A 13331-nucleotide genomic window follows, 5' to 3' on the forward strand; every position below is an offset into this window, starting at 1 on the left:
GACAGGAGAGTGCGCATGTTCCCTTTTTCAGTGACTCATCCTCGTTCGGTCACCCAGACCGGACGACAAACGGCGAACAGCGGCTATGAGCTGATTGCCTTTGATGCCGAGAAGCTGAACGTGTTTGCCGCGGAGGTTCGCTACTGCGAGCCTCACTGGCATCCGGCTCCGGAGCTGATTACCGTGCTGGCGGGGCGATTTACGCTCTCTGTCGGTCAGCAGAGCCTGGAGCTAGCGCAGGGGGATATGCTGTACATCAATGCCGAAGAGGTCCATTCGCTTAGCGCGGAGATGGCGGGCAGCCAATTGGTCACCGTCCAGTTTTCACCCGGCCTGTTTGATGAGCTTCATCCCTCGCCGCAGCTGGACTGGAGTACCTGCGGACGGCCTTACTCTACGGCAGACAGTGAGGTGCACCTACGGTTGGCGAGGCTACTGGAACAGCTAATTGACAACCACGCGCCGTTTCAGCGCATCGCGGCGATTTACCTGCTGCTGGATGCGGTCGTCTGCGCCGGAAAGCCGACGCGGCGCGCCGAAAGCTCGCTGCGTGACGAGGCGATGATCAAAAGAGGCATTGATTTTATTAATCAACACTTTGATCAGCCGCTGACCCTGAGCGAGGTAGCCTGCCATAGCGGGATGAGCTACTCCTGGTTCTCGCGGCTGTTCAAAAAGGTGAGCCGCTATAATTTTAAAGAGTATTTGACGCTGGTGCGGCTAAACAAAGCCCGCACCCTGCTGCGCGATACCCGCACGCCAATCACTGAGATTAGCCACAGCTGCGGCTTTCAGGAGCACAAGTATCTGATTGCCGCCTTTAATAAATACTGCGGCGTCACGCCAACCGAATACCGCAAGCGCTTCGTCTCACGGCTAAATATTCCCGAAAGCGAGCTGGCGCTGGGGGAGGACTGTCTGTGCCTGCCGCTCAATCATGGGTTGCTCGAACGGCTAGCGGCTAGTAGTCGATCCCTATCTGCGCCTTGATCCCGGCATCAAAGGCGTGCTTAACCGGACGCAGTTCGCTAACGGTATCGGCCAGTTCGCTAATTTCACGGTGGCAGCCGCGGCCGGTGATAATGACCGTCTGGTGGGCCGGGCGGTTGCGCAGCGCGGTAAGCACCTCTTCCAGCGGCAGGTAGTCGTAGGCCACCATATAGGTGAGCTCGTCCAGCAAAACGAGGTCGAGACTTTCATCAGCTAGCATGCGGCGCCCGTGCTCCCAGACCGCCAGGCAGGCGGCAGTGTCGCTTTCGCGATCCTGAGTATTCCAGGTAAAACCGGTCGCCATCACCTGAAACTCAACGCCGTGCGGCTCAAGCAGGTTGCGCTCGCCGTTTGGCCAGGTACCTTTAATAAACTGCACGACGGCGGCTTTTTTACCGTGCCCGACGGCGCGGGTGACGGTGCCGAAAGCGGCGGTGGTTTTGCCTTTACCGTTGCCGGTAAAGACGATCACGATGCCGCGCTCTTCCTGCGCGGCGGCGACGCGAGCGTCAACTTTATCTTTCACCCGCTGCTGGCGTTCGCGGTGGCGTTCATCACTCATTGTGCGATTCCTGGTTTGCGGCCCGGCTGGGCGTCAAAAGTCATTCCCGTCTTACGGCGGCTGTCGTCGCCCATCAGCCACAGATAAACCGGCATGATATCAGCGGGGGTTTTCAATTTTTGCGGATCTTCCGTTGGAAACGCATTGGCGCGCATTTTGGTGCGCGTGCCGCCGGGGTTGATGCAATTAACCCGTAGATGACGGCTCTGATACTCCTCGGCTAGCACCTGCATCATGCCTTCGGTGGCAAATTTAGATGCGGCGTAAGCGCCCCAGTTGGCGCGCCCCTGACGGCCGACGCTGGAGGAGGTAAAGACCAGCGAACCCGATTCGGATTTGAGTAATAAAGGAAGCAGCGCCTGGGTGAGCATAAAGGTGCCGTTAACGTTCACCTGCATCACCTGCTGCCATACCTCCGGCTTTTGCCGATCCATCGGGCAGACATCGCCCAGCAGACCCGCGTTGTGCAGCACCCCGTCGAGGCGCGGGTAGTGGATGGCGATCTTCTGCGCCAGCTGTTGACACTCCTGCGGCGTGCAGGTTAACAGATCCAGAGTAAACCAACGGGCGGGGATGCCGCCCGTTTGCTGAATCTCGTGCGCAACGCTGCGCAGCTTCTCTTCATTACGGCCGACCAGGATAACGCTGGCGCTATAGCGGGAATAGGTCAGGGCGGCTTCACGGCCTATGCCGTCGCTGGCGCCGGTAACCAGGATGATGCGATCCTGTAACAGGTGACGTTGCGGTTGATAGTGCACGGCGACTCCTCGGGCGATCTGCAGGCGATCGCGCTTGCTATTCGGTATTTCACTTTTGCGCTTTATGCCTGAAAGCGCCCGCTATTGCAATCGGCGAAACGGAAACTCTTCGCGGAATTAATATCTTGCAACGATTTCATCGTCGCTGAAAAAAACAGGAAGGCGCCTCGCACGCGACACAAAGCACAAAGACTTCTCGCCGATGGCTGATGTACACTGTGCGCCAACGTCAGCGGTTTACACAAGGTGAAAACGTGGAATTACTTGCTCAATATGGCCTGTTTTTGGCCAAAATCGCGACCATCGTTGTCGCAATTGCGGTTATCGTCGCCATTATTGTTAACCTGACTCAGCGCAAAAAACAGCGCGGCGAGCTGCGGGTAACCAATCTTAGCGAGCAATATAAGGAGATGAAGGAAGAGCTGGCGGCTTCATTGCTCGATGGGCCGCAGCAGAAGCTGTGGCATAAAGCGCAAAAGAAAAAGCTTAAGCAGGAAGCAAAAGCGGCAAAGGCGCGGGCAAAGCTGGGAACTCCCGAGCCGGACGCGAAACCGCGCGCCTGGGTGCTGGATTTTAAAGGCAGCATGGATGCCCACGAAGTCAGCAGCCTGCGCGAAGAGATCACCGCCGTTCTGGCGGCGGCAAAAGCGCGCGACCAGGTGGTGATTCGCCTTGAAAGCCCCGGCGGCGTGGTCCACGGCTACGGCCTTGCCGCTTCGCAGCTGCAGCGTCTACGCGACAAACAGATCCCGTTAACGGTCGCGGTAGATAAAGTTGCGGCCAGCGGCGGCTATATGATGGCCTGCGTGGCGAACAGAATCGTCAGTGCACCGTTCGCTATCCTTGGCTCTATTGGCGTTGTGGCGCAGATCCCCAACATCAATCGTTTCCTGAAGAACAAGGACATCGACATTGAGCTACATACGGCCGGGCAGTACAAACGTACCCTGACGATGCTGGGCGAAAATACCGAAGAAGGGCGGCAGAAATTCCGCGAAGATCTGAACGATACCCACCGACTCTTCAAAGACTTTGTCCACCGGATGCGCCCTGGTCTGGATATCGAGCAGGTAGCGACGGGTGAACACTGGTATGGCGTTCAGGCGCTGGAAAAAGGCCTTGTTGACGCGGTGGAAACCAGCGATGAACTTCTGCTGGGCCTGATGGACAAGCATGAGGTTATCAGCGTGCGCTACCAGCAGCGTAAGAAAATGCTCGACCGGTTTACCGGCAGTGCGGCGGAAAGCGCCGATAAACTGCTGCTGCGCTGGTGGCAGCGTGGGCAAAAGCCGCTAATGTAAACAAAACAACGCGAGGCACCGGCCTCGCGTTGTCGTATTGGCCCTGCGCGCAGCGGTTAATCCGCCAGGTGATACTTATCAGACAGCTCGTGCGCGAGATATTTAAACATATTGAATACCGCCGTACTCTTCGCCGTTGGCAGTCCCTGTTCATCAAGATAAAACTCGCCGCTGAACACCAGCACGCCGTTACGCTGAACGACGTCGGTGGCCTCGATCCCGGCTAACGTATCTTCATGTTCGCGAATGAGTTTGTTGGCTTTTTCCAGAAGCGTCTGGCGATCGATGGGTTGGGTTGTACCTTGCATAAATGCCTCCTGTGATTCTTCGCGGCTAGTCTACGCCGCGCGACGACAAGGGGCAAATTTTCCATGGATCTTACAGGGGTAATCGCAGGAGCTTAATAAACATCAGTTTAGTGGCGGGATTTGCTTTTGCATGCTAATAAAGTTGCGTAACGAATTTTATCAGGTACAGTGTGACGCTTTCAGCGATCTGGCAACAGATTTGCTTGACATTCGGCCAAAAATTATTCGTGCTATGTCGCCTGGCAAGAAAAAGCCAGCAAACTCAGCTATCTGGTTTTATGGACGTGAAACCGGTGCAAAGGGTTGATATCCATCGATAACGACGCAACATAGGTTGTGACGTGTCGCCAGTGGATGGTGAATCAATGTGCGATGTATTCCTGGATGAATCAAATTAGGTAAAGGTGAATATGGGTAAAGCTCTCGTTATCGTTGAGTCCCCGGCAAAAGCCAAAACGATCAATAAGTATCTGGGTAATGACTACGTGGTTAAGTCCAGCGTCGGTCATATCCGCGATTTGCCGACCAGTGGCTCAGCTTCCAAAAAGAGCGCCGACTCTACCTCCACCAAAGGGGCTAAAAAGCCTAAGAAGGATGAACGCGGCGCTCTGGTCAACCGTATGGGCGTGGACCCATGGCATGACTGGGATGCGCACTACGAAATACTTCCGGGTAAAGAAAAGGTTGTTTCCGAACTCAAACAGTTGGCGGAAAAAGCTGACCACATCTATCTCGCAACCGACCTTGACCGCGAAGGGGAGGCCATCGCATGGCACCTGCGGGAAGTTATCGGCGGTGATGAACAGCGCTATAGCCGCGTAGTGTTCAATGAGATCACTAAGAATGCTATCCGTCAGGCTTTCGAAAAGCCGGGCGAACTGAATATTGACCGTGTTAACGCTCAGCAGGCGCGCCGTTTTATGGATCGCGTGGTGGGTTACATGGTGTCTCCACTGCTGTGGAAAAAAATTGCCCGTGGTCTGTCCGCAGGCCGCGTCCAGTCGGTTGCCGTACGTCTGGTGGTTGAACGCGAGCGTGAGATTAAGGCGTTTGTTCCGGAAGAGTACTGGGAAGTTGACGCCAGCACCACGACGCCAGGCGGCGATGCGTTACCGCTGCAGGTGACTCACAGCGGCGATAAGCCGTTCCGTCCGGTGAGCCGTGAAGAGACCATGGCAGCGGTTGCGCTGCTTGAGAAAGCCAGCTACAGCGTGCTGGAGCGTGAAGACAAGCCGACCAGCAGCAAGCCAGGCGCGCCGTTTATCACCTCCACGCTCCAGCAGGCCGCCAGTACGCGTCTTGGCTTCGGCGTGAAGAAAACCATGATGATGGCGCAGCGTCTCTACGAAGCGGGGCATATTACCTATATGCGTACCGATTCCACGAACCTGAGCCAGGACGCGCTGAATATGGTGCGCGGCTATATTGGCGATAACTTCGGTAAGAAATATCTGCCGGAAAGCGCTAATCAGTACGCCAGCAAAGAAAACTCTCAGGAAGCGCACGAAGCGATTCGTCCTTCCGACGTCAACGTGCTGGCCGAAACGTTAAAAGATATGGAATCTGATGCGCAGAAACTGTATCAGCTGATCTGGCGCCAGTTTGTCGCCTGTCAGATGACGCCAGCGCAGTACGACTCCACCACCCTGACGGTGAAAGCCGGCGATTTCAAACTGAAAGCCCGCGGGCGTACGCTGCGCTTTGACGGCTGGACCAAAGTGATGCCAGCCCTGCGTAAAGGCGATGAAGATCGTACTTTACCGCTGGTCAACAAGGGCGAAAGCCTGAGCCTGGTCGAACTGACGCCCGCACAGCACTTTACCAAGCCGCCGGCGCGTTTTAGCGAAGCCTCGCTGGTTAAAGAGCTGGAAAAACGCGGCATCGGCCGTCCGTCCACCTATGCGTCGATCATTTCGACCATTCAGGACCGCGGCTATGTGCGGGTAGAAAACCGTCGTTTTTATGCGGAAAAAATGGGCGAGATCGTCACCGATCGTCTGGAAGAGAACTTCCGCGATCTGATGAACTACGATTTCACCGCGCAGATGGAGGACCGTCTCGATCAGGTGGCCAACCATCAGGCCGAATGGAAACAGGTTCTCGATAACTTCTTCGGAGACTTCACCTCGCAGCTGCAAACGGCGGAGAAAGATCCGGAAGAGGGCGGCATGCAGCCGAACCCCATGGTCCTGACCACCATCGACTGCCCAACCTGCGGGCGCAAGATGGGGATCCGTACCGCCAGCACCGGCGTATTCCTTGGCTGTTCGGGTTATGCGCTGTCGCCAAAAGAGCGCTGCAAAACCACCATAAACCTGGTGCCGGAAAACGAAGTGCTTAACGTGCTGGAAGGCGATGACGCTGAAACCAACGCGCTGCGCGCCAAACGCCGCTGTAAAAAATGCGGCACGGCGATGGACAGCTACCTCATCGATCCGAAGCGCAAGCTGCACGTCTGCGGTAATAACCCGACCTGCGATGGCTACGAGATTGAAGAGGGCGAGTTCCGCATTAAGGGCTATGACGGTCCGATCGTTGAGTGTGAAAAATGTGGTTCTGAAATGCACCTGAAGATGGGGCGTTTTGGTAAGTATATGGCCTGTACCAACGACGAGTGTAAAAACACCCGTAAGATCCTGCGTAACGGAGAAGTGGCGCCGCCGAAAGAAGATCCTGTGCCGCTGCCGGAGCTGCCGTGTGAGAAATCGGACGCCTACTTTGTTCTGCGCGATGGCGCGGCGGGCGTTTTCCTGGCCGCGAACACCTTCCCGAAATCGCGCGAAACCCGGGCGCCGCTGGTGGAAGAGCTGTACCGCTTCCGCGACCGCCTGGCAGAAAAGCTGCGCTATCTGGCCGATGCGCCGCAGCAGGATCCGGAAGGCAACAAAACGATGGTGCGTTTTAGCCGTAAAACTAAGCAGCAGTACGTTGCGTCAGAGAAAGACGGTAAAGCCACCGGCTGGTCAGCTTTCTATATTGACGGCAAATGGACTGAAGCGAAGAAGTAACTGCTTTAACCGGATAAAAGGGCCGCGCCGCGGCCCTTTTTTAACACCGCATGTTGCTGATATCCAAGATTTTATACTGTATCCTCTCTCGCCTTATAACCGACTTATTATTTTTTGTTAGTATCTATACACTGTAGATATAAATGATATAGTGGTTATAGCTAATCTCTTTTTTATTATCTTATCGTCTTATACATCATCGTCTTCAGGATACGTTGTGGCGCCGACACGGCGAGTCGCAGGTATGGGCGGGGCAACCCACCCGACAGCAAGTGACCTGAGCGTAAAATGTATTAAGCGGGTTTATTTTACGTGCTATCGGATATCAGCCATGAAACTACAGCAGCTCCGCTATATCGTTGAGGTTGTTAACCATAATCTGAACGTCTCCTCGACTGCCGAAGGCCTGTACACCTCACAGCCGGGCATCAGCAAGCAGGTTCGCATGCTGGAGGATGAGCTGGGAATTCAGATTTTCGCCCGCAGCGGCAAACATCTCACGCAGGTCACTCCCGCAGGTCAGGAGATCATACGCATCGCTCGCGAGGTCTTATCGAAGGTCGATGCGATCAAGTCGGTGGCGGGTGAGCATACCTGGCCAGACAAGGGCTCACTGTACGTTGCAACCACCCACACTCAGGCCCGTTATGCGCTACCGGGCGTTATCAAAGGCTTTATCGAACGCTATCCCCGCGTTTCCTTGCACATGCATCAGGGGTCGCCAACGCAAATCGCCGAGGCGGTGTCGAAAGGCAATGCTGACTTCGCTATCGCGACCGAAGCGCTTCATCTTTATGATGATTTGGTGATGCTGCCGTGCTATCACTGGAACCGCTCCGTGGTCGTCACGCCAGAGCACCCGCTGGCTTCGCGCGAGTCAGTATCGATTGAGGAGCTGGCGCAGTATCCGCTGGTGACTTACACCTTCGGCTTCACCGGTCGTTCCGAGCTGGATACCGCCTTTAATCGCGCCGGCTTGACGCCGCGCATCGTTTTCACCGCCACCGACGCCGATGTGATTAAAACCTACGTGCGTCTGGGTCTTGGGGTAGGGGTGATTGCCAGTATGGCGGTGGATCCGGTTTCCGACCCGGATCTGGTCAAACTCGACGCCAACGGTATCTTCAGCCATAGCACCACAAAAATAGGTTTCCGACGCAGTACCTTCTTGCGAAGCTATATGTATGATTTTATTCAACGATTTGCTCCGCATCTGACCCGGGATGTGGTCGATACCGCCGTCGCTTTGCGCTCAAATGAAGATATCGAAGCGATGTTCAAAGATATTAAATTACCGGAAAAATAACCGTAGAAAAAATAATGGCATCCTTACGGGGATGCCAAAACCTATAATGGCCTGAAATGGAATATCTAAACCTCGTCTGAATCACAATTTTCGTTAACTCCTCGTACCACATTTGCAAATATACCTGCCGTGATCAAATTAATGATGAAAGATATCTTCTGAAAAGCGAATTCACTGGATTAATAGTCCATCCATAATTAAGATTTATCTGTGGTTAGTAATTCTTAGCGATTGGTGGTGAAAAAATGATTAGTGATATCGATTATATGAAGTTTGCGATGTCACAGGAACGTGACAAGACCGAGATAGATCCGGTTTTGAGAAGTAAGGCCTGGAGCGCCGTTATCCTTGGGCTTGCGATGTTCTGGAGCGTCATTGCTCTGGTTGTCTGCAACGTTTGGTTACTAAGCTAGAGCACCTTCCAGTCACAGTGGTTGTGTCAGTTTTATGACAAGTGAATTATTGAGAATTATTTCTATCTGATAAAATAGCGGTAATAAGGAGGATATAATTTTTCCCTTTTTAGACTCGCTCGATAAATTTTCTCTATTGGACTAATCGCCAGAATAATGGCGATTAGTCTTTCTTTGTACTCATGTACTAATACGCCACGGTCGCCGACGTAAACCTGACTTCTTCAATCCTTCTCAATATATCTGCCCGCATTATTCAAATTTCCTGTCTTAATGCGTTACGCCTATTTTAGCAATTTGGGTTGTTATCAAAATGTTACATCAAAGATGTGTTATCTTTAATAATGACCCTGAGGAGGATCAGGGGATGCTATCCCTAAGGTAAAGGAGGAGCTATGTCGTCAACCCTACGAGCAGCCAGCAAGGATACGCTTCAGGTTAAAGATAAAACCTGGCATTACTACAGCTTACCGCTGGCCGCCAAACAACTGGGCGATCTCTCGCGCTTGCCCAAATCACTCAAAGTGCTACTGGAAAACCTACTGCGCTGGCAAGACGGTGATTCAGTGACCGCCGAAGATATTCATGCCCTGGCCGGATGGCTGAAGCATGCCCATGCCGACAGGGAGATTGCCTACCGTCCGGCGCGCGTCCTCATGCAGGACTTTACCGGGGTCCCCGCCGTGGTGGACCTGGCGGCGATGCGCGAGGCGGTCAAACGCCTGGGCGGGGACACCGCCAAAGTGAACCCGCTTTCGCCCGTCGACCTGGTGATTGACCATTCGGTCACCGTCGACCGCTTTGGCGACGATGATGCTTTTGAAGAGAACGTCCGTCTGGAGATGGAGCGCAACCATGAGCGCTACGTCTTTTTGCGCTGGGGGCAGCAGGCATTCAGCCGCTTCAGCGTAGTACCGCCGGGTACCGGTATTTGCCACCAGGTAAACCTCGAATACCTTGGCCGGGCAGTGTGGAGCGAACAGCAAAACGGCGAGTGGGTGGCTTTTCCCGACACACTTGTCGGCACCGACTCGCACACAACGATGATTAACGGTTTAGGCGTTCTGGGCTGGGGTGTCGGCGGTATCGAAGCGGAAGCCGCCATGCTCGGGCAGCCGGTTTCCATGCTGATCCCAGACGTTGTTGGCTTCAAGCTGAGCGGCAAGCTGCGTGAAGGTATTACCGCGACGGACCTGGTCCTGACGGTCACCCAAATGCTGCGTAAACACGGCGTTGTGGGTAAATTTGTTGAATTTTACGGCGATGGCCTCGATTCTCTGCCGCTGGCGGACCGCGCGACTATCGCTAATATGTCGCCGGAGTATGGCGCGACCTGCGGCTTCTTTCCGATCGATGCCGTTACGCTTGACTATATGCGCCTTACCGGGCGCAGCGAAGAGCAGGTGGCGCTGGTGGAAGCCTATGCGAAAGCGCAGGGCATGTGGCGTCAGCCCGGAGATGAGCCGGTATTCACCAGCACCCTGGCGTTGGATATGGGAACCGTCGAAGCGAGCCTGGCCGGACCGAAGCGCCCGCAGGACCGCGTAGCGCTCGGCGATGTCCCTCAGGCCTTTGCCGCCAGCACCGAGCTGGAAGTCAACCACGCGCAGAAAGATAAATGGCCAATTGACTACACCCTGAACGGACAGCAGTATTCGCTGCCTGACGGGGCGGTGGTGATTGCCGCTATTACCTCCTGTACTAACACGTCAAACCCCAGCGTTCTGATGGCCGCCGGCTTGCTGGCCAAAAAAGCCGTTGAGCGGGGTCTGAAACCGCAGCCGTGGGTTAAAGCGTCGCTGGCTCCCGGGTCGAAGGTTGTTTCCGACTATCTGGCCCACGCAAAGCTGACGCCCTATCTGGATGAACTGGGCTTCAATCTGGTCGGTTATGGCTGTACCACCTGTATCGGTAACTCTGGACCGCTGCCGGACCCGATCGAGCGCGCAATCAAGCAGGGCGATCTGACCGTCGGGGCGGTGCTCTCCGGGAACCGCAACTTTGAAGGACGTATTCATCCGCTGGTAAAAACCAACTGGCTAGCTTCGCCGCCGCTGGTGGTCGCCTACGCTCTGGCGGGGAATATGAATCTCGACCTGACCCGTGAGCCGTTAGGGACGGGTAAAGATGGTCAGCCGGTGTATCTGAAGGATATCTGGCCGAGCGGAATCGAAGTCGCGCAGGCGGTTGAGCAAGTCTCAACGGAGATGTTCCGTAAAGAGTACGCCGAAGTGTTTGAAGGGACCGCCGAGTGGAAGGCGATAAAAGTGGATCGCTCTGATACCTACGACTGGCAGGATGATTCCACCTATATTCGCCTGTCGCCATTCTTTGATGAAATGGGCGTTGAACCTAAACCGGTAGAGGATATCCACGGCGCGCGCATTCTCGCCATGTTGGGCGACTCGGTTACCACCGATCATATCTCCCCGGCGGGCAGTATTAAAGCCGATAGCCCCGCGGGCCGTTATCTGCAAAATCACGGCGTCGAACGCATTGATTTTAACTCCTACGGCTCCCGTCGCGGCAACCATGAGGTAATGATGCGCGGAACGTTTGCCAATATTCGTATTCGTAACGAAATGGTCCCCGGCGTGGAAGGGGGGATGACCCGACATCTTCCGGATAGCCAACCTATCGCTATTTACGATGCCGCGATGCTCTACAAAGCAGAGGGCACGCCGCTAGCGGTGATCGCAGGCAAAGAGTACGGTTCCGGCTCCAGCCGCGACTGGGCGGCTAAAGGACCGCGTTTGCTCGGCGTCAGGGTGGTGATTGCCGAGTCTTTCGAGCGTATCCACCGCTCCAACCTGATTGGCATGGGGATCTTACCGCTGGAATTCCCGCAGGGGGTGACGCGTAAAACGCTGGGACTGAGCGGCGAGGAGCGGATAGATATCAGCAACCTGCAGGCTCTGCAGCCCGGTATGACGGTGCCGGTCACGCTGACCCGCGCGGATGGTCGGCAGGAAGTGATTGATTGCCGCTGCCGTATCGATACCGCGACTGAGCTGACCTACTATCAGAACGACGGTATTTTGCACTATGTGATCCGCAATATGCTCTAAACCCGCGTCTGATATAAAAAGGGCCAGCATAGGCTGGCCCTTCATTTTTCTACAGCATTACTTACTCAGCAGGTGCCCCATTTTGGCAGCCTTAGTATCCAGATAGTGGGCATTTTTCGGGTTGCGTCCCACGATTAGCGGCACGCGTTCCACAATGTTAATTCCCGCTTCAGTCAGAATTTCGACCTTCTTCGGGTTGTTGGTCAACAGGCGTACCTGGTCGACGTTCAGCAGCTTAAACATATCTGCGCACAGCGTGAAGTCGCGTTCATCTGCGGCGAAACCCAGCTGATGGTTGGCTTCCACGGTATCATAGCCTTGATCCTGTAACGCGTAGGCGCGGATTTTATTCAGCAGGCCGATATTGCGCCCTTCCTGACGGTGGTAGAGCAGAATGCCGCGCCCCTCTTCGGCAATATGCGACAACGCCGCTTCCAGTTGAAATCCGCAATCACAGCGCAGGCTAAAAAGGGCGTCGCCCGTTAAACACTCAGAGTGTACGCGAGCCAGAACCGGGGATTGCCCCGAAATATCGCCAAATACCAGCGCGACGTGATCCTGCCCGGTTGCCAGTTCTTCAAAACCCACCATGAGAAAATCGCCCCATGGGGTTGGCAGTTTGGCTTCTGCCACACGTTTAAGCTGCATGTGATTCTCCAGATTCTATCAGCACCTGACTGTGCTTCTGTTTGCCGCTATTTTGCCACAATGGCGCGACGTTCTCCTAATTGCGTACGGTCACCTGCGCGCAAAGCGCACAAACGAACTACTTTCCGTTATGATATTGAGGTCAATGAAAAGGAGACGAGATGCTGTTGATTGCCAGACGAACCGCCGTTGGCGCGGCCCTGTTATTAATCATGCCTGCTGTGATCTGGATTACCGGCTGGAAATGGCATCCGGGGCTGTCGGCAGGGGCGATGAAGCTGCTGTACTGGATAACTGAAACGGTGACGCAACCCTGGGGGATCATCACGCACGTTATCCTGTGTGCCTGGTTTCTGTGGTGCCTGCGTTTTCGTCTGCGAGCGGCGATAGTGCTGTTTCTTATTCTGGGCGCAGCGATACTTGTTGGGCAGGGGATGAAGTCGTGGCTCAAAGACCGCGTACAGGAGCCTCGTCCCTTTGTCATCTGGCTGGAACAGACGCGGCAGGTGCCAGTCACGCAATTCTACGCGTTGAAACGCAAAGATCGCGCTAAACTGGTGCATGAACAGCTGGCGCAAGAGCAGCAGATTCCTAAATTTTTGCGTAAGCACTGGCAAAAAGAAACCGGCTTCGCTTTCCCTTCTGGCCATACGATGTTTGCCGCTAGCTGGGCATTGCTCGGCGTGGGCTTACTGTGGCCGCGTCGTCGCTGGGTCACCATTGCGCTGCTGCTGACGTGGGCGACGGCGGTAATGGGAAGCCGCCTGGCGCTGGGCATGCATTGGCCGCAGGACCTGATCGTCGCGACGCTGATTTCCTGGCTGCTGGTGACCCTGGCGACCTGGCTTGCCCAGCGGTTCTGCGGGCCGCTATCGCCGCCGGGAGAAGAGGCGCAGGATATTAAAAAAAGGGCGGCCGCGCCGGAATAATGTTGATATTAGCCGTATCAGGCCGCATATCCTTAACGGG

At 55.0% G+C, this 13331-nt stretch carries 11 protein-coding genes; 7 read left to right on the forward strand and 4 right to left on the reverse strand.

Going from position 1 to position 13331, the window contains the following annotated elements; genetic code table 11:
* The first annotated feature begins 15 nt into the window (after window positions 1–15).
* The gene (locus tag IYV58_RS11550; RefSeq protein WP_142445369.1) at window positions 16–990 is read left to right on the forward strand and encodes a helix-turn-helix transcriptional regulator; all 975 of its coding nucleotides are present in this window, start codon (window positions 16–18) and stop codon (window positions 988–990) included.
* Here the strand turns inward: IYV58_RS11550 and cobO are convergent.
* Together cobO and IYV58_RS11560 are read right to left on the reverse strand one after the other, a co-directional pair.
* Window positions 962–1552 (reverse strand): cob(I)yrinic acid a,c-diamide adenosyltransferase, encoded by a 591-nt coding sequence (gene cobO, locus IYV58_RS11555; RefSeq protein ID WP_004121259.1) that lies wholly within the window; start codon window positions 1550–1552, stop codon window positions 962–964. The two genes, IYV58_RS11550 and cobO, sit on opposite strands and share 29 nt — an antisense overlap.
* The gene (locus IYV58_RS11560) at window positions 1549–2310 is read right to left on the reverse strand and encodes a YciK family oxidoreductase (RefSeq protein WP_049112412.1); all 762 of its coding nucleotides are present in this window, start codon (window positions 2308–2310) and stop codon (window positions 1549–1551) included. The genes cobO and IYV58_RS11560 overlap by 4 nt, the downstream gene beginning before the upstream one ends.
* A 254-nt stretch (window positions 2311–2564) precedes the next feature.
* Between IYV58_RS11560 and sohB the strand changes: the two genes are divergently transcribed.
* Window positions 2565–3611: a protease SohB gene (sohB, locus tag IYV58_RS11565; protein WP_032741869.1), complete on the forward strand. Its 1047-nt coding sequence runs from the start codon at window positions 2565–2567 to the stop codon at window positions 3609–3611.
* Window positions 3612–3667: 56 nt separating this feature from the next.
* On the opposite strand, the gene IYV58_RS11570 is transcribed toward sohB, so the two are convergent.
* Complete coding sequence (locus IYV58_RS11570; protein ID WP_004101388.1) at window positions 3668–3919, reverse strand: YciN family protein; 252 nt, start codon at window positions 3917–3919, stop codon at window positions 3668–3670.
* 410 nt (window positions 3920–4329) lie between these two features.
* On the opposite strand from IYV58_RS11570, the gene topA reads away from it, so the two are divergent.
* The 4 genes from topA to acnA all read left to right on the forward strand — a co-directional run bounded on the left by topA (window position 4330) and on the right by acnA (window position 11714).
* Window positions 4330–6927 carry a type I DNA topoisomerase gene (gene topA / locus IYV58_RS11575; RefSeq protein ID WP_049112416.1) on the forward strand — a complete coding sequence of 866 codons (2598 nt, stop codon included), beginning with the start codon at window positions 4330–4332 and terminating at the stop codon, window positions 6925–6927.
* Between the two features lie 331 nt (window positions 6928–7258).
* Complete coding sequence (cysB, locus tag IYV58_RS11580; RefSeq protein ID WP_004121248.1) at window positions 7259–8233, forward strand: HTH-type transcriptional regulator CysB; 975 nt, start codon at window positions 7259–7261, stop codon at window positions 8231–8233.
* 245 nt (window positions 8234–8478) lie between these two features.
* The gene (locus tag IYV58_RS11585; protein WP_004121247.1) at window positions 8479–8646 is read left to right on the forward strand and encodes a YmiA family putative membrane protein; all 168 of its coding nucleotides are present in this window, start codon (window positions 8479–8481) and stop codon (window positions 8644–8646) included.
* 395 nt (window positions 8647–9041) lie between these two features.
* Window positions 9042–11714, forward strand: coding sequence for an aconitate hydratase AcnA (acnA, locus tag IYV58_RS11590; protein WP_195729617.1), 2673 nt, complete (start codon window positions 9042–9044; stop codon window positions 11712–11714).
* A 57-nt stretch (window positions 11715–11771) separates the two neighbouring features.
* On the opposite strand, the gene ribA is transcribed toward acnA, so the two are convergent.
* The gene (gene ribA / locus IYV58_RS11595) at window positions 11772–12362 is read right to left on the reverse strand and encodes a GTP cyclohydrolase II (RefSeq protein ID WP_004121245.1); all 591 of its coding nucleotides are present in this window, start codon (window positions 12360–12362) and stop codon (window positions 11772–11774) included.
* 161 nt (window positions 12363–12523) lie between these two features.
* Here ribA and pgpB point away from each other — a divergent pair, with 161 nt between their 5' ends.
* Entirely contained in the window at window positions 12524–13291 is a 768-nt protein-coding gene (gene pgpB / locus IYV58_RS11600) for a phosphatidylglycerophosphatase B (protein WP_087829252.1), read from the forward strand.
* Window positions 13292–13331 lie beyond the last annotated feature (40 nt).

It is taken from the genome of Klebsiella sp. BDA134-6, from assembly GCF_015601345.1.
In the GTDB taxonomy this organism is placed as follows: domain Bacteria; phylum Pseudomonadota; class Gammaproteobacteria; order Enterobacterales; family Enterobacteriaceae; genus Klebsiella; species Klebsiella grimontii.